Origin of the sequence: Lottiidibacillus patelloidae (assembly GCF_002262935.1) — a bacterium.
In the GTDB taxonomy this organism is placed as follows: Bacteria; Bacillota; Bacilli; order Bacillales; family SA5d-4; genus Lottiidibacillus; species Lottiidibacillus patelloidae.
The window spans coordinates 1-18,195 of sequence record NZ_NPIA01000007.1 but is presented as its reverse complement, the minus strand read 5'-3'; the positions used below and the strand labels follow the sequence as shown (position 1 = coordinate 18,195).

At 33.0% G+C, this 18,195-nt stretch carries 19 protein-coding genes and 1 rRNA gene; 9 read left to right on the top strand and 11 right to left on the bottom strand.

Going from position 1 to position 18,195, the window contains the following annotated elements; all coding sequences use genetic code 11:
* Positions 1 to 510, top strand: a complete 510-nt coding sequence (locus CIB95_RS12410; RefSeq protein ID WP_094925646.1) for a GNAT family N-acetyltransferase — start codon at positions 1 to 3, stop codon at positions 508 to 510.
* A gap of 36 nt (positions 511 to 546) precedes the next feature.
* Here the strand turns inward: CIB95_RS12410 and CIB95_RS12405 are convergent, their stop codons facing one another.
* The 3 genes from CIB95_RS12405 to CIB95_RS12395 all read right to left on the bottom strand — a co-directional run bounded on the left by CIB95_RS12405 (position 547) and on the right by CIB95_RS12395 (position 2,986).
* A complete protein-coding gene (locus CIB95_RS12405; protein ID WP_094925644.1) occupies positions 547 to 1,908 on the bottom strand; it encodes an MATE family efflux transporter in 1,362 nt (453 codons plus the stop codon).
* Between the two features lie 205 nt (positions 1,909 to 2,113).
* Complete coding sequence (locus tag CIB95_RS12400) at positions 2,114 to 2,683, bottom strand: flavodoxin family protein (protein ID WP_408607228.1); 570 nt, start codon at positions 2,681 to 2,683, stop codon at positions 2,114 to 2,116.
* 15 nt (positions 2,684 to 2,698) lie between these two features.
* Entirely contained in the window at positions 2,699 to 2,986 is a 288-nt protein-coding gene (locus CIB95_RS12395) for a HesB/YadR/YfhF family protein (protein ID WP_094925642.1), read from the bottom strand.
* A gap of 165 nt (positions 2,987 to 3,151) precedes the next feature.
* Between CIB95_RS12395 and CIB95_RS12390 the strand changes: the two genes are divergently transcribed.
* Complete coding sequence (locus tag CIB95_RS12390; RefSeq protein WP_233144135.1) at positions 3,152 to 3,562, top strand: VOC family protein; 411 nt, start codon at positions 3,152 to 3,154, stop codon at positions 3,560 to 3,562.
* Positions 3,563 to 3,618: 56 nt separating this feature from the next.
* On the opposite strand, the gene CIB95_RS12385 is transcribed toward CIB95_RS12390, so the two are convergent.
* On the bottom strand, positions 3,619 to 5,253 hold the full coding sequence (locus tag CIB95_RS12385; protein ID WP_094925640.1) for a M4 family metallopeptidase: 1,635 nt from the start codon (positions 5,251 to 5,253) through the stop codon (positions 3,619 to 3,621).
* 64 nt (positions 5,254 to 5,317) lie between these two features.
* Here CIB95_RS12385 and CIB95_RS16535 point away from each other — a divergent pair, with 64 nt between their 5' ends.
* The 3 genes from CIB95_RS16535 to CIB95_RS12375 all read left to right on the top strand — a co-directional run bounded on the left by CIB95_RS16535 (position 5,318) and on the right by CIB95_RS12375 (position 7,483).
* Positions 5,318 to 5,446, top strand: coding sequence for a hypothetical protein (locus CIB95_RS16535; protein ID WP_269845012.1), 129 nt, complete (start codon positions 5,318 to 5,320; stop codon positions 5,444 to 5,446).
* A gap of 115 nt (positions 5,447 to 5,561) precedes the next feature.
* Positions 5,562 to 6,776: an MFS transporter gene (locus CIB95_RS12380; RefSeq protein WP_094925639.1), complete on the top strand. Its 1,215-nt coding sequence runs from the start codon at positions 5,562 to 5,564 to the stop codon at positions 6,774 to 6,776.
* Positions 6,777 to 6,991: 215 nt separating this feature from the next.
* A complete protein-coding gene (locus tag CIB95_RS12375; RefSeq protein WP_094925637.1) occupies positions 6,992 to 7,483 on the top strand; it encodes a PCYCGC motif-containing (lipo)protein in 492 nt (163 codons plus the stop codon).
* A 38-nt stretch (positions 7,484 to 7,521) separates the two neighbouring features.
* On the opposite strand, the gene CIB95_RS12370 is transcribed toward CIB95_RS12375, so the two are convergent.
* The gene (locus CIB95_RS12370) at positions 7,522 to 8,373 is read right to left on the bottom strand and encodes a GNAT family N-acetyltransferase (protein WP_094925635.1); all 852 of its coding nucleotides are present in this window, start codon (positions 8,371 to 8,373) and stop codon (positions 7,522 to 7,524) included.
* Between the two features lie 240 nt (positions 8,374 to 8,613).
* On the opposite strand from CIB95_RS12370, the gene CIB95_RS12365 reads away from it, so the two are divergent.
* On the top strand, positions 8,614 to 8,925 hold the full coding sequence (locus CIB95_RS12365; RefSeq protein ID WP_094925633.1) for a YciI family protein: 312 nt from the start codon (positions 8,614 to 8,616) through the stop codon (positions 8,923 to 8,925).
* Between the two features lie 94 nt (positions 8,926 to 9,019).
* On the opposite strand, the gene CIB95_RS12360 is transcribed toward CIB95_RS12365, so the two are convergent.
* The 4 genes from CIB95_RS12360 to CIB95_RS12345 form a co-directional block, all read right to left on the bottom strand.
* On the bottom strand, positions 9,020 to 10,207 hold the full coding sequence (locus CIB95_RS12360; protein ID WP_094925632.1) for a hypothetical protein: 1,188 nt from the start codon (positions 10,205 to 10,207) through the stop codon (positions 9,020 to 9,022).
* A gap of 136 nt (positions 10,208 to 10,343) precedes the next feature.
* Positions 10,344 to 11,441: a CotH kinase family protein gene (locus tag CIB95_RS12355; protein WP_094925631.1), complete on the bottom strand. Its 1,098-nt coding sequence runs from the start codon at positions 11,439 to 11,441 to the stop codon at positions 10,344 to 10,346.
* Between the two features lie 393 nt (positions 11,442 to 11,834).
* Positions 11,835 to 12,344, bottom strand: coding sequence for a hypothetical protein (locus CIB95_RS12350; RefSeq protein ID WP_142296511.1), 510 nt, complete (start codon positions 12,342 to 12,344; stop codon positions 11,835 to 11,837).
* A gap of 251 nt (positions 12,345 to 12,595) precedes the next feature.
* A complete protein-coding gene (locus CIB95_RS12345; RefSeq protein ID WP_094925629.1) occupies positions 12,596 to 13,552 on the bottom strand; it encodes a hypothetical protein in 957 nt (318 codons plus the stop codon).
* A 156-nt stretch (positions 13,553 to 13,708) separates the two neighbouring features.
* On the opposite strand from CIB95_RS12345, the gene CIB95_RS12340 reads away from it, so the two are divergent.
* Both CIB95_RS12340 and CIB95_RS12335 read left to right on the top strand, forming a co-directional pair.
* Positions 13,709 to 14,614, top strand: a complete 906-nt coding sequence (locus tag CIB95_RS12340) for an ABC transporter ATP-binding protein (RefSeq protein ID WP_233144134.1) — start codon at positions 13,709 to 13,711, stop codon at positions 14,612 to 14,614.
* Positions 14,611 to 15,711 (top strand): ABC transporter permease, encoded by a 1,101-nt coding sequence (locus tag CIB95_RS12335; RefSeq protein ID WP_094925626.1) that lies wholly within the window; start codon positions 14,611 to 14,613, stop codon positions 15,709 to 15,711. The genes CIB95_RS12340 and CIB95_RS12335 overlap by 4 nt, the downstream gene beginning before the upstream one ends.
* A gap of 38 nt (positions 15,712 to 15,749) precedes the next feature.
* Here CIB95_RS12335 and CIB95_RS12330 read toward each other — a convergent pair whose 3' ends face one another.
* Entirely contained in the window at positions 15,750 to 16,814 is a 1,065-nt protein-coding gene (locus tag CIB95_RS12330; RefSeq protein WP_094925624.1) for an undecaprenyldiphospho-muramoylpentapeptide beta-N-acetylglucosaminyltransferase, read from the bottom strand.
* Positions 16,815 to 16,870: 56 nt separating this feature from the next.
* A complete protein-coding gene (locus CIB95_RS12325) occupies positions 16,871 to 17,764 on the bottom strand; it encodes a DUF2971 domain-containing protein (RefSeq protein ID WP_094925622.1) in 894 nt (297 codons plus the stop codon).
* Between the two features lie 365 nt (positions 17,765 to 18,129).
* On the opposite strand from CIB95_RS12325, the gene CIB95_RS12320 reads away from it, so the two are divergent.
* A 16S ribosomal RNA gene (locus CIB95_RS12320) occupies positions 18,130 to 18,195 on the top strand; the annotation flags it as partial.

The window sequence follows — 18,195 nt, the reverse complement described above, 5'->3', positions numbered from 1 at the left end:
ATGAAGCGAATACGGTTAGCAATTGAAAATGACTTTGAGCCATTAAAGGCATTATATTACACTTGTACAACGGACTTATTAGATAAAAAAATAATGCAATGGGATTATAATTACCCTTCAGAAGAGCATATTTCGTATCATTTAAAGGAGAAGGAATTGTTTGTTATAGAAGATACAAACGGTATATATGGAGCAGTTGTATTAAATGAATGGCAATCTCCAGAGTGGAAAGAAGTTAACTGGCATGGAGACAATCCTTTAATCATCCATATGCTATGCATTCATCCGACTAAGCAAAACATTGGAGCTGGGAAGGCTCTTTTACAGTTTTCAGACAAAATGGCGAAAGAAAGTCAATATAGTTCATTACGATTAGATTCGTTCTCTGGAAATGAAAAATCACTCTCTTTTTATAAAAATGCAGGATATAAGGAGGTGGGTTCTGTTAACTTTGCAGAAAAAGTGAAGGGACATGAAAAGTACGTTTGTTTTGAAAAAATAATGATTTGAAAAGCGCATTCCAAGTGAAGGAATGCGCTTTGTTTTTTACTGAACTTGTATAGAATTTTTATGTTTTCTTTGAACTATAACTAGTCGTGTGGTTAAACCGATAGCACCGACTGTTAAACCAGTAATTAACCCAACCCAATAGCCAAAAGGTCCCAAATTCGTATAATTTTCTGCTAACAAACCAACAGGGATTCCAATTAACCAATAAGATACAAAGGTCATCATTAATGAAATGTTAACGTCTTTATAGCCACGAAGAACGCCTTGAACAGGTGCGCCAATGGCGTCAGCAAATTGGAAGAATATTGCATACAACAGAAAATGTTTCATTAACTCTAGCACTTGTGGATTATTCGTATATATACTAGCGATTTCTCCATTAAACAAGTATAGGATGATAGCTGTAAGAAAAGCAATTAATGCTGCACTTGATATACCAATATTGCTATACTGTCGAGCATGATCAAGTCTGTTTGCGCCAACTTCATGCCCAACAGCTATCGTTAATGCCATTGAAATGCTTAAAGGAATCATGAACAACAATGATGCAAAGTTAATTGCTGCTTGATGTGCTGCAATAGTAAAGGTATCAAATTCACTCATAAATAAAGTCACAACTGCAAAAATACTCACTTCAAAGAAAATAGATAGACCGATCGGTACCCCGATTTTCAATTGTTCCTTCCAGGCGTTTAATGAAATTTTTACCCAGTTACGCATAATTTGATATGGTTTAAATGGATCAAAACGCTTTGAGATAGAAATTGCGATTATAATGACTATCCAATAGGTAATCGCAGAGGCATAACCCGCTCCAGCTCCACCTAGTTTTGGGAAACCAAAGCTTCCGAAAATAAGTAAGTAATTAAAGAATACATTAATCGGTAATGAAATAAGTGTAATAATCATTGTTACACGAGTTTCACCTAATGCATCAAAGAAACAGCGGAAGACCGTGTGAATAAACAGAGGAATAATCCCAAACGATATCCCAATTAAATAATCTTTAGCAATATTGTAGTCAGATACTGTTAAATCTAATAAATTTAAAGTTGGTTTGACGAATAAAAACCCTAATAGAAGAACGAGTAAAGCTAAAAGTGTCGACAAATATATTCCTTGTTGCACGGTTTCTGGTATTTTATCCTTTTGCTTTGCACCAACATGTTGAGCAATAATAGGTGTAATCGAAAGAAGCATACCTGTAAAACCAGCAATGAAAGGAAAAAGGAGAGACGAGCCAATCGCCACACCTGCTAAATCACTGGCACCAGCTCTTCCAGACATAACCGTATCGGAAAAAATAATGAGCATACTACCAATTTGGGCTATAAATATAGGCACCATAATTAAGTAAAATTGTTTAATTTTTTGGAGGTAATTAGAAGTTTCTTTCAATGTGATACATCCTTTATGTAAGTTCATGTTCTCATTCTTAGGATTATAGCACATTTTTTGTAAAACAGAACAAACATCCGAATTGCATAATTTCACGTACCGTAATTTGAATAAAAAAAATGGATAAATGTATAGAGAAATTCAGTATCTCGTTGAAACGAAAAACAAAAAAGAAAAAACATAAAATTGAATTTATGTTTTTTCGCTAATTTCTATTGATTTGATTTTGATTTATATTTCGTTTGAAAAATTGATTCCATTGTTTCGCTTTCATTAATGCATATTCATCTCTTTCAATATCACCAGGTGCATTAGCTTCACCGATTATATAATCATTTAGTTCTGCCCCAAAAAATTGACATATATAGGAGAACTGTTGGATTAGTGGCATTCCTTTAATTCGAGCTTTATCACCACCACATGTAATGACATAGAACGTTTTCTGTTGCATTAGTTCTTTAAAATTATACTTGGTGTTACGCAAACTTTGTGAAAATCTGTCAACGAAAGTTTTCATAAGACTAGACATTCCATACCAGTAAATCGGTGTTGAAAAAATGATAATATCATGATTAAGTATTGCTTCAATTAATTGATCATAATCGTCATTGACGGGTTGGAATCCCGTTTCAGTGTGCCTTTGATCTACAATAGTCTGGATTGAATAGTCTCTTAGAACGAAATTGGTGAATTCTATATCTGTAATAACTTTATTCGTTAAGTTTTCTGTATTTCCATTTTCGCGACTTGATCCATTAATTACGGCTATTCTCATAAAAAGCCTCCTTATTTATTCAACAACATATTCGATCTCTTCATACTTTCGACTGTACTTTATTGTTAGACTTTTCCCATCAAAATACCAAGAGTCTTGTTGCTCAATGAAAAATGTAATGCCATCTTCAATAGTTTGAGCAACTGCATCAAGTGGCTCTGCTTTAGTTACAGCTAATGAAAAAGCTGTTTGCACATCACCACACCCTCCATATCGAGCAAAAATTCGTACACCTTCTCCTTCAGTTAAATCTATCTCACGTTTAAACCACTGTAATGCTGGTTTTGTAATTGTAATATTCATATTATTAATTCCTCCCGAAACATGTTAACGCTACCTATTATAAGGGATATTAGTGAGGTTGACTAATAAACAACTCATTTTGTAATTTATAAAAGGATTTATCAGCGTTATGGCGAAAATAATAATAGCCATTTGTACTCAATTATATATGTGAGGTGCCTATTGATGATGAAAAATGACTTGGTGAAGCGAATTGCAACGGTTGAAATTCCAGTTTCTAACCTTAAATCTTCAATTGAGTGGTATGGAAATATGTTAGGAATGAAGTGTTTAGTTGAGCTTGAGAAAGCTGCAATGCTTAGTTTTAATGAAAGTAAAGGAGTTCCAACAGTGTATCTTGTAGAAACAGCTGATACTAATAGCGTTTCATTTACAAACACAAATAACGGCGTTGTACATAGCATAATTGATTTTTTTACGCCAAATCTCGAAGGTTTTTATAACTTCTTAATTGATAATGGGGTAGAAGTAGGTCCATTAAATGTTGGTCCTGAAGGATTAGGTGGTTTTGGATTTCAGGATAGAGATGGGAACTGGATTAGTGCCTGCAATGTTGTTCATTCTGGCCAAGAATAAAAGAAAAGCGCTCCACTCTTAAATGAGTGGACGCTTTTCTTATTTACCAAAAAAAGTTAGTAAACACCTACAGCATCCCAAGCATTTTCTACAGCTGTATATTCTGTTCCATAACCATAAAGGTCAGCTGTTGATGAAAGAAGGGCTGCACGAGCATCACTAAAGTCACTCGAAGATGTTAAATATACAGTTAATGCACGATAATAAATTTTTTCAGCTTTTGTTTTGCCTATGCTTACAATTGTATTGTAAGCTGCTTTATTTGGAATTCCACTGTTCGTATGCACGCCACCGTTATCTGAAGAAGTGTAATAGTAATCATTCATATGATCTGGCTGGCCATAAGCCGTTGGGTCTGAAATACTACGTAATGCATCTCCAGATATACCTGGTGTATAAACATCTTCACCCATTAGGTAATCATTTGGTTCAACAAAATATCCAAATACATCAGACATCGATTCATTTAATGCTCCGGACTGATCTTGATAGATTAATCCAGCAGTTCTTTCTGTCACTGCATGTGTTAATTCATGAGCCACTACGTCCAATGCACCTGATAAAGCTATGAACGTTGTACCGTCCCCATCACCATAAACCATTTGGTTTCCATTCCAAAATGCATTGTTGTAATTTGTACTGTAGTGAACAGTTGAAATTATTGTAGATCCTGCGTTATCAAAACTATTTCTGTTATGTGTATTGTAGTAGTAATCGTAAACAATTCCAGCATATTTATGTGCGTCAACATCAGCTGCTTGACCGGATGAAGTAAACGCATTATTACTATCAACAGAGTAACCACCTTGAGTGGTGCCGTTATTTGCATCGCGTGTTTCAATTACGCCATTCATTGGCTTAGTAACATCATATAAATAGTACCAGCCATTATAGTAATAAGTATTTAGCGTTTTGTAATCGCCAAGAACTCCGTAGCCATATCCTGATGTCGCTCCATGTGTTACCGCATTAAAACTATCTACAATTTCTCCGTTAGTAGCATCTACAAAAACTTGCCAGTTCGCACCGTACGGCTCAATGAATTGAAGTTGGACTTTGTGTGTTAAGTAAAACTTACCTTCATGTTCATATACGACTAACTTGGATTTTTCTGCAGTATTTTCAACATGATTACCATGTACGCTAGGTCCATGTGATTCCACGATTGTATCTTCTTTTGATAAATTAATATGGCTCCAAGCATTTTGAATCGCTTTTGCTTCAGAAACCTTTTGTTTAGGCATTTTAAATTGTTTTGCACTAGTCACAAGATTCCCATTTACAGCTTTCACATAACCATCTTTATCTGTATGAACGAAAAACTCTGCACCTTCAATGGGTACGCCTTTTACTGATTGAATAAAGCGATAATGTGTCATTCCGACTTCATCTGTCGTAGTTTCCATTAATGTCAAATCTTTGGCAGGGTTTAATTTAAAAGTTTTTGTGTTTTCTTTAATAAATTCTTTTACTGAAAATACATCTGAATAAGTCTTAGTTGAAAGATCTCCATAAATAAAAGACGGTGTATCTTTTCCAGCCTTCCAGTTTAATAACTTTTTTCCTTTTAGTATTGGAGTATCTGTTGCTTCATTATATTTGATATAGGCAACACCCATATCTGCTGCAAACACTGCGGAAGTACTAAATACTAAAGTCATTGCTAATAAACTTACGAAAATCCTTTTCATTTTAAAACCCCTTTCATTGATTGGACTGAATTTTCAGACTAATCTTAACATGGGGAGGACTGGATTGTGTATTGGGAAATATGATGGCAAAATGACAGTTTTAACAGTGTTTATTTGTTATACATTTCCCAACAAAGAGTTTTTAGGGAGGTCAAAAGCTTCTGTAACAGATAAAGTAACCGAGAGAAAGTGACTATTAGAAAGTTTTCAAGGTCTATAATAATTATTTCAGATTTCGAAACTTTTCTCTTCTAATAGATAAGCTATCCAATGTATAATGATTTAGGGTAAAGAAGAGGGGAAAGCTTATGTGGAAGAATAATAACTTTATAATATTAATGCTTGGGGTGGCAATTTCCGCTACAGGTATGTGGGTCGGAATTATTGGGAACCTAGAATTTTTGCAACAAAATATAGAATCGTCATTTATTCAAGCGCTAATCATTTTAGCTGGTTTTATTGTTGGAGTATTTTTAGCTCCTTGGGCGGGGCGAATCATAGATAGTAAACCTAAGAAGAATGTATTATTAGTTAGCTGGGCTGTTCGAATTTCAGCAGTTATCTTTATGTTTCTTGCCATAGAATATAATTCAATTTGGTGGATGCTTGTATATACCTTTTTAATGGGAATATCAGGAGCATTTATTAACCCGACAATCCAAACATTAATCCCGATGGTAGTGAATAAAGAAGAGTTAATTGCAGCAAACGGTGTAAATATTAATATATTTACAGGTGCGAGAATAGTAGGAACGGCATTGGGTGCCCTTTTATTAGAAATGATGACATTAAACATGTTGTACTTTGTTATGATGATTGCCTTTATCCTTACATTTGCAACGACTTTATTTTTAAAAGTGGAAGAAGTTTTCACAGAAGAAAATAAACAAAAAGTGAAGGAAAGTTTACTTACATCTATAAAAAAACTAGGACCTATAATTACTGGAAAACCAAAAGTAATAAGCGGGATATTGCTCATTATTCCTGCATTTTTGTTTTTATCTGGGTTTAACCTAATGATGATCGAAATAAGCGAACTTCAAGCTGATTCTAGTATAAAAGGAATTATTTATACAGTTGAAGGAACTTGTGTTTTTATTGGTACGTTTTTAGCGAAGCGCTTCTTTAATAACTCAAAGACATTAAAACCATTAATCTTCTTATCATTTGTCATATCAATCTCACAATTATCTTTATACTTTGCGGATATGAGAGTTACATCAATCATCTCCTTTGCAATGTTTGGGATTGCGGCAGGTGCTCTATTCCCAGTTGTTACAACAATTTTCCAAACTGAAATTGAGAGTGAATACCATGGAAGATTCTTCTCGATGAAGGGGATGCTAGAAAATATTTTATTCCAAGTATTGATGCTTTTAACAGGACTTTTTTTAGATACAATTGGATTTAAAGTAATGGTATTGATCTTTGGAACGATTTCTACAGTGTACGTCATTTTTATTGCTTTATATAGAAATAACAAATATGAAAGTTCTGATAGTAATGTGGTCGTATCAAAATAACAAAAAAAACAGCTATTCTTGAATGAGAATGGCTGTTTTTTCTTTGAACGTCTTTAACATTTTATAGAAATGACTTCTTTTCCTTTCATTTAAAAAGTGTACAATATGGGCTTTTCGGGACACATTTTTGTAACAATCTCCAACATTAAACAATATCAATCTTCGCCCAAATTTAGTATAGTAGAGATATTAAAATACTAGTTAGGGTGATACTTATGTTTAAATTACTTAACTTTATTATATTCCTTTGCATGATCGTATTGATTTCAGCTTGTAACACGACAGAATCGACTACTCAAGATGAACCTAAACATTGGCATGTAGGAGGAGACTTAAGAGAAGAGACGAGCTCTATTGAGACATTACCTACAATGTTAGCCGAAAAAGATGATAGTATAAAAGAAATCTATTTATCTGCAGCGAAACATCCAGAAATATTAAGGTATATGCCATGTTATTGTGGATGTTCTATTTCTGCAGGGCATAAAGATAGTTCAGCATGTTTTTATTCAGAAATCCGTGAAGATGGAAGTATCGTTTGGGATAACCACGGTGCAAAGTGTATGACTTGTTTAGAAATTGCTAAAACTTCTGTTGCTATGTTTAATGAAGGTAAATCTCTCTATGAAATTAGAACAACAATTGACACGTATTATACGGAAAAAGGATACAAAAATCCTACTCCAACAAAAATGCCACAAAAGTAAAAGAGACACGATGGTGAACCCACCATCATGTCTCTTTTTTACTTGGTTACTATATTTTCAACATCATATTCGTAGTAATCTAATATAGCTTCATAACCAATTTCTTTATAAATTTTATTGGAAGTAGGATTAGCCAAATCTGTAAAGAGAGTGCAATATCGGTATCCTTCATCTAAAAGCATTTGACTTAATGCCGCTACTGAAGCAGAAGCGTAACCCTGTTTCCGATACACTTTTGGAGTATAAACCATTGCTAGCGTTATGTCAGAGAATGTTGGTCTCGTTTTTGCCACCATAGAAACAGGAATGTCATTTTCATCGATCCATAAAAATAATCGCTCTTCTTCAATCATAGAAAGCGCCTTTTTCTCTCCGTCAATTTCGTCTCCTAGCATCTCAATTACTGCATCGGGTACCCAAGTTTTTAGAAATGATAAGTCTTTTCTTTCAGCTAATCTTAATTTGCCTTTACTTCTTTTTATGTTGGTAACTTTCTCTAATCGGAAAAATTGCATTTTTGTTAGCTCTTTCACTTGATAAAACTCTTTTTCTTGTAACTTATGTACAAATTGTTCTGCCAAATGATTAGGTGCAACAACAGAAGTAAATGAGATATTGAGCGTCATAAGAGAATCGCTTAACAAGTCAAACGCTTTTTCATCAACTTCTCCTGTTGCAAATAAGACAATTGGATAAGGAGGAACCATTAAAGCTAACAAAGTATTTCCTTTATTATCATCAATTGAAGCATAAAAGGCATCCTCTTGTTCTTCTTTTAACATATTAATACAGTTGCCTGCCATTAACGTATTTTCTAGTTCATACTTTTTTATTAATTCACCATACCTTGTCCAAAAATTATTAATCGTGTTATATTGTTTGAATTTCAATTTTTTCCCTCCCTATATGGAAAATAAGCATTAAATACTCTCTCATATGTATCTTTTATTGATTACGTTTCTGAGACAATGGAAGCTCTTAATTCATTCTAATTGAGCATCATAGATTTTGTATAATTGACTAGATTAATTAAAAATAGTACCACTTTTACATATAACTGGCAAACTTAACTTCTTTGCACGATAATAATAGAAGAATATAAGATAGGTATTTAAGGGAGATGAAGAGAAATGAGAGAGAGAAATCAATATATTTATCAGCTAAAGGTAATACCTCGTTTACAAGAAGAAGCAAATTGGACCAAAAAAGATTCTAATATTGTTACAGAACATTTTAAACGGTTGCAAATATTGACTGAAGAAAAAATTGTAATATTAGCTGGCCGAACATTGTCTATTGGTGAAGAAGGTTTTGGTATTGTTATTTTTGAAGCGGAAAGTGATGATGAAGCTCAACTAATAATGGAGAATGACCCGGCAATAAAAAAAGGAATTATGACTGCAAAATTGTATCCATACCGTGTTGCATTAATGCGTTCATGAATGAAGAGAAAAACACTTTTTCCATTCCGTTGTACCCAGCTTTACATGAGTGATAAGTGCATTGAAATGATATCAATGCACTGTTGTACTAACCTCATCTATTTCTTGGACTCCATTTATAATCAATGGTCTTCACAACATCTTCTCTCGAAATTCTACTTGAACACTTTTCGTTTTTTGACTTTGGATCCTTAGATTTTTTGCATAATCTATATGATTTATCAAACTTATAGTCTTCTAAATTTTCATTATTATTTTCATCTTTATCTTTATTAATTTCTTCTTTTATTTCATCCTTGTATGGATAAGTTTCATTTTCTTTATCTTCATCATGAGATGTTTCTTCTTTTACTAATAGTTCTTCTTTTACTAATAGTTCTTCTTTTACTAATAGTTCTTCTTTTACTAATAGTTCTTCTTTTACTAATAGTTCTTCTTTTACTAATTGTTTTTCATTCACTAATTGTTCTTGTTTCTCACTTTTTTCTAGTAATTCTACCACTTCGCCATTAGTTTTGTTTTTTTTTAATGATCCTTTAGGGCCACTGCTAAGACTCTTTATATGGAATGGGTGTATTCGTAATACTTCTTCATTACTAACAAGAGTAAAATGACCGTTTGTGACTTCTACTAAAACACCTTCTACAGCTTCTGGTCCACCACGATTAATGGAAACCCACTTATGTTGTAATTCACTAAACAATTTGTGGAAGGTGTCACCATTAAGGAATTGCAGTGTTTTCGTTTCTTCTTTATTATCTATATCTTTACTTTCACAAATGCTTTTGACATGTTGTGTATTAAAGTATACAACGCCATCATCTTCTGTGAAAAGAACTATATAGTCGTTGGATACTTCTAAGACTAAGCCCTTTTTTGATTCAGGACCACCTTGGTTTATTTGAATATATTTATCTTTATACTCAGATACAATACCTATTAAATTACTTGCCTGAACAAAGTCAACCTCTAAGTCTTCTTTATCTAAAGTTTGAATTGAGTTTGTTTTAGAATCTTCAATAATACTTTTAATATGTTTAATTTGATAATAAATTACTGGCTCTTGCTCATCTTTACTTTGACCATCGTTTTTTTCATATTCATAGTTATTATCATCTTCCGCACTTGGTAATAATGCAATGTAATCATCTTGATAATCTAATAATATACCTTCTTTTGACTCAGGACCTCCTCTATTTATTTTTACAACTTTACCTTTTAATGAATCTATAAAATCATCGAAAGGGGACTTTTTAAGTCCAATATTATCTGTATTGTTCATTTTATAGCCTCCTCAATAACTTTTGGGTCATATATAATGCATTTATACGTTTATTGAGGGTACATTGATCCTTTTCATGCGCCTATTTTCTACAAACTAAACGTATACCTAAATTTTAGGTGAAATAATTAGATAATTAGTTAGTTAGTCTGTGCATTTGTGATTTTATATAACTATTACGATCCCTTACAAAGGTAAGGATGAATTCTACTTCATTGTTAAAAGTCGTTATATCTTTTTTCTTGTAAGGATCTTCAATAATAGCTGGTTGAATTAATGAATGAAGACGCTCTACTTTCGGTTGCATTTTTTCAATAGTAAAGTTTTTGTCTAACACTTCTTCAAGAATATTACAATATAATTTCCGGTAAATGGGGTTATCTAATATTCGGGCAGTAAGTGTATTAAATCCTTGAATTCTTAAATAATCGTAATCCATTACCTTTCCATTAACATCTCTACCCCAAGTAGCATCGTAATCCCAAGGCATTATCTCGAATAATCCTGTATTGTGGTTTCTATATAACGAATAATTATGAACAAATCCATCATAATTTTGCGTGCAAGTGATTCCAGTCAACCAACGTAAATACTTTTCAATGTTGACGCAACTTCCAATTTCTTGATTGAATTCATCTTTTGTTAATGTATTTATTTTGAAGATTAATTCCTGTAGTGCTAATAAGTCCTCTTCGTTACCACATTTCATCTCATAGCCTTGATCCAACGTTTTCTTAGGACCTTTATCATAGTCGCTAATTAAAGAGAAGTTAGCATCTCCGTCTATAGCATAAAAAATTGCTCCATTTTGAATGTTCCGTTTAGTCAGGAATTGCTCATCGACGGACTCCAATTGAAGATAAACGCCTTCAGTTTTCCCGTTAATGACGAGAAGGATATGTCTAGACGTTGGTGCTAATACACCAATGCTTGAAAAGAAATCGAATGATAATTTATTTCTGATCATCGAAGGGTCTTTATATTCTGCATTTAAGTGAAATTCCTTTAGACCATGAAAGAATTCCGGTTTGTAAAACTTAATATGGTATGACTTTTTTACAAATTCTCTAATATGTGACCCTCGATAAACAATGTCAATATCGTACTTTTTCTTACTTTGATTGGGAGTTAAATATGCAGGTACTGGTTCATCACTCCATATTTCTTTTCTTAAATCAGAAAGATCTTTCGGGTGGATGAACACTTTATATATAGGTAAATTATGATTTGTCATGAGTGCTACACCTTTCAAATGTGTTTAATGTTTATTAAATCGTATGAAAAGCATGACAACCTTGACACATGATGGAAACGTCCATTTTCTTAAAAATATGCGATTGACTAAAGCAAAACACGCTTGGTTACCGTACGTTATTAATAAGACTAGGAATGAAAAATTACTAGTGTACTAGGAAAAGTCTGTCTAATAAATGAAGCGAATCATTCCTGTTCTAAAAATGATAATAAGGAGGGACTTCATGTATAACTACAGTGAACAAGAGATTAAAAAGGCAGCAAAACGGGTTTCTTCTCGTGGTGATGGATATTATATGTACCAAGAGCCATGTAAGAATACTAGTAAGCGAACGTCGAAGAAAACATCTCGTAAGTGCAAATCAAAACGCCACTACACTACTAGTTGCAAAAAGAAACGTTTTGTAACTGGTATTCGTTGTTCGACGCGAAAATATCGACTTTCATCTTCAAGTTGTAAGCGCACATCAAGCAAGTGTACAAAACGAACTTCAAGTAAGTGTACAAAACGAACTTCAAGTAAGTGTACAAAACGAACTTCAAGTAAGTGTACAAAACGAACTTCAAGTAAGTGCACAAAACGAACTTCAAGCAAGTGCACAAAACGAACTTCAAGTAAGTGCACATGGCGTAAGCTAAGTAAACGTTCATCTAAAAAATCTAAAAAACATTCAAAACGTAAATCTTGCAAACATTTGAAAAGAAGATCAAAGAAACGAACAACGCGAAAAACATGTAAGCGCTCGAAGCGCAGATTAAGCAAGTGCACATCACGAAAATCTAGTAAGCGCTCAAAGCGCACATCAAGTAAGTGCACATGGCGAAAGTCAAGTAAGCGCTCGAAGAAAAGAACAAGCAAGTGCAAATCTCGAAAATTGAGCAAATGCACATCACGTACAAAAATTAAACGCCGTTGTTCAAGAAAACGCTCATCTGCTAAATTCACAAAAGGTAAGAGTTACTGGAAAGATGGCAATATGTGGGCTTTTAAATTGAAGAAGAAATAACGCATAGAAGGTTGGCATTTTACTTGCAAAAAAAGAGGTGGCCAGATGACTAATGTGTCTTCTGGTCACCTCTATGTATTTTACTGTAGTAAATGATTTAATGTTGTAATTAAAATATCTAGTTGAACTATGCTGCTTGTTTCTCTGAAATTGGTTGCTTTTTAAATTTAGGGACAAAACTGATAACAAGAATTACTAACCCAATTACAATTACGGCAATTCCGTATGGTAATAATTTGTCAGCTAATGAAGTTGTAATATAAGACATTACATTCTCGATTTGCTGCGAAGATAAGCCACCAGCACTTGGGATAGCGATGTTAATTTTACTTAAAATTGTAAGGAAGTACTTTAATCCTAAATAATAGAAAATAATGCTTAAACCTGTTGAAGTAATTGTAGTACCTGTCCAGCGGAATGTTTCTCCTAGTTTAAAGGCAATGAAAGATCCAATTATAAATAATAAGATGAGTGCACCACTTACCATTAAATTATTTTGGTTATATTCCTTATAATATGTTTGAAGCATTTCAATTCCACTAGTATTTAAACCAGCTTCTTTGACATCAATAGTTGTAGGAGTTTTAGATAAACTTGCTCTTACTTCTTGGTGAAATTCTTCATTCTTCTCTTCTTCAGTAAATGAAGCGTCAAATTTCACTAATATATCTTCTTTTAAATTAGCGATATTAATTGTTAGATTAATATTTTCTTCGCCCTTTATAGCTAAAAGAATTTCTTCTTCAAGCCCTAAAAACTTTTGTTTCATCCATTCAGTAGTTACTGTTTCTTCAATAATCCCATTAATTGTTGATACATATTGGTCAACTTTAGCATTAACTTTTTCAGGAGCACGTTTATATGCTTCTGATTCTTCATTAATGAAATTTTCACGAGTTACAGTTAAATCACTTACTAACCCTTCGGTTGTGCGTTCATATAACCCGGTTTTTTCCATCGAATTGGAAATCACCTTATCCTCGAAAATAACACTTTGGAAAACACTTAATAAAAGTAAAGTCGGTACAGAAACATAAATTACAAAAGAAATTGCAGCAAGTGATAGTTTTTTTAGTATATTCATTTTAATTCCCCCTATATATAAAATATCTATATTACAGAATTATTACAAGTTAATATTGTATATTTTTGTAGATTGATAGCGAAAAAGGGTATTTAGTAAAAACCTAGAATATAGAGAACAATAAGATGAATTTCAAATAGAGAAGGAGAGGGTAAGTTGATACAAGTAAAAGGGTTAATAAAGAAGTATGGAAAATTGACCGCTGTTAATGGCGTTAATTTTACTGTTAATAAAGGTGAAATCTTTGGATTGTTAGGACCAAATGGTGCTGGAAAAACGACTACAATAGAAATGTTAGTAGGCTTAAGGAAGCCAGATGAAGGAAGTGCGACATTAGGTGGCTATGATGTAGTAACAGATGTTGGGAAAATGAAAGAAGTAATGGGTGTCCAACTACAAGCTACTTCCTTATTTGAATTATTAACAGTTGAAGAATTAATAGAAATGTACGGGAGTTTTTATAAAAAGCAAGTTGATATTGAGCATTTAATAGAATCAATGATGTTATTAGAAAAGAAATCAGATAGGGTTAAAAATCTTTCTGGTGGGCAAAAACAGCGATTAGCCATTGCGCTAGCACTAGTACACGATCCTGACGTGGTTTTTTTGGATGAACCTACAACTGGGTTGGATCCCCAAGCAAGAAGAGTACTTTGGGATATTATTTTAAAGCTTAAAGAAGATGGTAAAACCATCGTTTTAACTACACATTACATGGATGAAGCGCATGTGTTGTGCGATAGAATTGCCATTATCGATCAAGGAGAAATTATTGCGCTTGATACGCCTGAAAAATTAGTAAAACTATTACACTCTGATAATGCGATTGAGTTTCGAGTAATAGAAGGTGAATTAAATTGGAATGAACTACCAAATGTAACGAAAGTAACAAAAAAATCAAATTACATCTATATCTATTCAAGTAATCTCCAAGAAACGTTGTCTCACTTGTTATTTATATGTAAAGAAAAATCAATCATTTTTCAGGACTTACATATTCGTGCGGCAACTTTGGAAGATGTGTTTATTTCATTAACAGGGAGGAGGCTTCGTGAAGAATGAAGGGATATAAACAGCTAACATTAGCTCAACTTCGAATATTCATGAGAAATAAACAAGTTCTTATTTGGACATTGTTATTTCCTATCTTTTTAATGCTGATTTTTGGCTCGATCTTTTCTGATGGAAATGGGGTAAGTCTAGATATAGCAATTGTAGACGAAGATAAATCTTTAGAGTCTAAGCAATTAGTAGACATTTTAGAAAAGCAAGAGACTTTAACGATTACAACTGAAAAAAATGAAAGCAAGGCAGTAGCTGAATTGGAGGATGGGAATCAACAAATAGTTATTGTTATCCCAAAAGGCTATGAGGAACATTTATTACATAATGAAGAGGATAAACAGCCGTTTAAATTGGTAGTTTTTTATGATGAAACTGAGATGTCTGTATCACAAATTGGTTTAGCTGTAATAAGTGGAATTATTGATTCAATTAGTAAGCAACAAGTAGACTATAAGCCTGTTATCACTACGGATACAATAGGTATTAAAGCTATTGAGCTTCGTTATATTGACTTTTTAGTACCAGGAATTGTTGCTTTAATGATTCTAAGCAATAATATGAACGGGGTGGCAGGCCAGATCGCATCATGGAGAGAAAGAGGAATACTAAGAAGGATGCAAGGTACGCCATTAAAAGCATCAACTTTTATTAGTGCGCAAATAACGGCTAGACTTATTTTGAATGCAACACAAGCATTAATCGTTTTACTTATTGCGAATTTAGTTTTTGATGTTTCTGTAAAAGGTTCATGGTTTACGTTAATTTTCTTTGTGATATTAGGAACGTTAACTTTTATGTCAATTGGGTTTATCATTGCTGCTATTTCTAAGACTGCTGAAAGTGCTGGGCCAATTGCAGGATTTCTCTCTTTTCCGATGATGTTTTTAGGAGGGGTATTTTTCCCAATTAATGATATGCCAGAATTTATTCAACCTATTATTAAAGCAATACCCATTTCGCATTTAAGTACAGCTATGAGAGAAGTTATGAATGTTGGCAGCTCATTATCAGCACTAGGTTTAGAGGTCCTTTTCTTATTTGGATGGCTAATCGTTTCTTTTGCTGCAGCTAGCTATTTATTTAAGTGGAACTGATAGAAAAACTGGAGTACCTATTAATAAGGCACTCCAATTTAATTTTTCTCATTTAAATAATTTGCAATCGTTTCAATTGCATTTGATGGAGCATATTTATACATTTGATCGATATAGGTGACTTTTTGGTCATGTAAGTTTTTCATTTCTTTAATTAATGTTTCAGTTGTTAAATCTTCTTCTTCAATTACAGATGCAAAGCCTTTCTTTTTAAAAGATTCTGCATTTAAAATTTGATCACCACGGCTAGCATTTCGCGACAGAGGGATGAGTAACATTGGCTTTTTTAATGTTAAAAATTCAAAAATTGAATTAGATCCAGCGCGAGATATTACATAATTTGTAGCAGCTAATATGTCTGGCAATTCATCTCCGAGATACTCGTATTGTCGATAACCAACTGTATTATTCAATCCTTCATCAACTTTTCCTTTTCCGCATAGATGAACGATTTGATAATGTTTTAGTAATTCAGGTAATGCAGCTCGAACTATTTCATTAATTTTCAGTGAACCTAAGCTACCTCCCATAATTGTTATGATGGGCTTACTGTTATCGAAGTCCAAGAAGGAGAGACCGCTTTTTAAGTTGCCCTTCAAAATTGCTTCTCTAATAGGAGAGCCGGTGTGCACGGCTTTTTCTTTTGGTAAATAAGCTATTGTTTCATCAAATGTAGTAAAAACCTTCGTCGAAAATTTCATTGCAATTTTGTTAGCTAAACCAGGCGTTAAGTCTGATTCATGTATGTAGACAGGAACTTTGTTTAACCAAGCCCCTATTACAACAGGGACAGAAACAAATCCACCTTTAGAAAAAACAACTTGAGGTTTTAATTTTCGAATAAGTCGATAAGACTGGGCAACACCTGCTAACACTTTAAAAGGATCTTTAATATTTTCGAGGTCGATATATCGTCGTAATTTACCACTTGAGATGGGGTGGTAAGGAATTTTGGTTTCGTTAATTAATTCTCGTTCAATACCATTTTTAGAGCCGATGTAATGAATTTCCCATTTTTTCTCTTCGTTAAGTTTGGAGATGAGCGCTAAGTTAGGAGTCACGTGTCCTGCAGAACCGCCACCTGTTAAGATGATTTTTTTCATCTCTTTGCCTCCTCGTTTAAGTAAATTTCAGTTTATTTTTTACCTTCTAGTACTAATTAATATCTTAATGGTATGTTTGATTTTTGTACATCTACAAAGTCGTATTTTTTGACTTTTAAAAAGTATTTAAGTCCTTCAGTAGCAATGTCTATTGTATTTTTTGGTCCAATAGTGATGCTTTCAATAGGTAAAAATCCTTCATTATTTAATATTGGTACTTCAATATATGGAATTAACACTTCGTTAAATGTTCTAAAACAGACGGGGAATTTATGGTGGTTATTTGAATTGTTATTAGTCGCTACATTATCAAACAGAAGTGCGACTCTATATTCTTCTTCCTGATAAAAAGGAGATTTTTTAAAAAAGATGGAGTAAATGAACATCCTATTAAATAACGCATTTAATAATTGAAGTTGTTCAAGTTTTTGATTAGAGTCTATCATCGACCAATAGTTATAGAATATTTTAAGTTCTTGCTCAATAATCCTTTTTTGATTTTTCCTATCATAGACTACTTTTCCGTGATTGTACGAAATATGTTGGTTTTCCAATGATGAAATTAAAGAAGAAATGTTTAACCCGATATTGTACCCTACAAATTCAGAGTAATTGGACCATAACGTTAAGGAATCACTATTGTCTGTTAAAGATAATATATACACATCCTTTGGAAGTGGATGTTCCCTCGAGAATAATTTTGAAATTTCCCGCTTGAATTCTTTTGCGCCCATACTTAATTGTAATTGATCACACACTTCATTCAATACATCTTGAATATAATGTATTTCTGATGGGTCATTCAGAAAATCGCTTTTTGAAAACCAAAGTTTCTCTTGTTTGAAAATACTAAAGATTGCATCGATATTCGTATAATGAAATAAAATATTTGAGTTTGTACTTATTTTGAGGGGTAAATATAAATAAGATGGGATGTTTACTTCTTTCATTTATAACACCACCTATATTAATTCATTAAGATATTTTACGTGAACATAAAACATTAAATGACTAAAATTCACAGCGTTCATTACCTATCATTTCCAGTTGACCATATATGTGTATCGGTGGTAAATTATTATTTATATCGCACTCAACAATAATTCTTTAAAAAAACATTAAAGATTGTTGTTGACGAAGAATGAACTTATGTGCTATATTAACTGAGTTGCTTTTAAAGCAATCGTCAAATTTGTTCTTTGAAAACTAAACGAAACGCCAAGCGAGTCAATCGTAATTCCTAGAGTTAACACTCTAGATAAAAGGTTCCATACACCTTTCAAAAAAAGATGGAAAATGAGCAATCAAACAAACTATTATGGAGAGTTTGATCCTGGCTCAGGACGAACGCTGGCGGCGTGCCTAATACATGCAAGTCGAG

Excerpts from the sequence above, each read along its gene's own strand:
- CIB95_RS12410 (WP_094925646.1), top strand. The coding sequence starts at position 1 with ATGAAGCGAATACGGTTAGCAATTGAAAATGACTTTGAGCCATTAAAG.
- CIB95_RS12400 (WP_408607228.1), bottom strand. The coding sequence starts at position 2,683 with ATGAGAATAGCCGTAATTAATGGATCAAGTCGCGAAAATGGAAATACA.
- CIB95_RS12395 (WP_094925642.1), bottom strand. The coding sequence starts at position 2,986 with ATGAATATTACAATTACAAAACCAGCATTACAGTGGTTTAAACGTGAG.
- CIB95_RS12390 (WP_233144135.1), top strand. The coding sequence starts at position 3,152 with ATGATGAAAAATGACTTGGTGAAGCGAATTGCAACGGTTGAAATTCCA.
- CIB95_RS12385 (WP_094925640.1), bottom strand. The coding sequence starts at position 5,253 with ATGAAAAGGATTTTCGTAAGTTTATTAGCAATGACTTTAGTATTTAGT.
- CIB95_RS12380 (WP_094925639.1), top strand. The coding sequence starts at position 5,562 with ATGTGGAAGAATAATAACTTTATAATATTAATGCTTGGGGTGGCAATT.
- CIB95_RS12375 (WP_094925637.1), top strand. The coding sequence starts at position 6,992 with ATGTTTAAATTACTTAACTTTATTATATTCCTTTGCATGATCGTATTG.
- CIB95_RS12365 (WP_094925633.1), top strand. The coding sequence starts at position 8,614 with ATGAGAGAGAGAAATCAATATATTTATCAGCTAAAGGTAATACCTCGT.
- CIB95_RS12360 (WP_094925632.1), bottom strand. The coding sequence starts at position 10,207 with ATGAACAATACAGATAATATTGGACTTAAAAAGTCCCCTTTCGATGAT.
- CIB95_RS12355 (WP_094925631.1), bottom strand. The coding sequence starts at position 11,441 with ATGACAAATCATAATTTACCTATATATAAAGTGTTCATCCACCCGAAA.
- CIB95_RS12345 (WP_094925629.1), bottom strand. The coding sequence starts at position 13,552 with ATGAATATACTAAAAAAACTATCACTTGCTGCAATTTCTTTTGTAATT.
- CIB95_RS12335 (WP_094925626.1), top strand. The coding sequence starts at position 14,611 with ATGAAGGGATATAAACAGCTAACATTAGCTCAACTTCGAATATTCATG.
- CIB95_RS12330 (WP_094925624.1), bottom strand. The coding sequence starts at position 16,814 with ATGAAAAAAATCATCTTAACAGGTGGCGGTTCTGCAGGACACGTGACT.
- CIB95_RS12325 (WP_094925622.1), bottom strand. The coding sequence starts at position 17,764 with ATGAAAGAAGTAAACATCCCATCTTATTTATATTTACCCCTCAAAATA.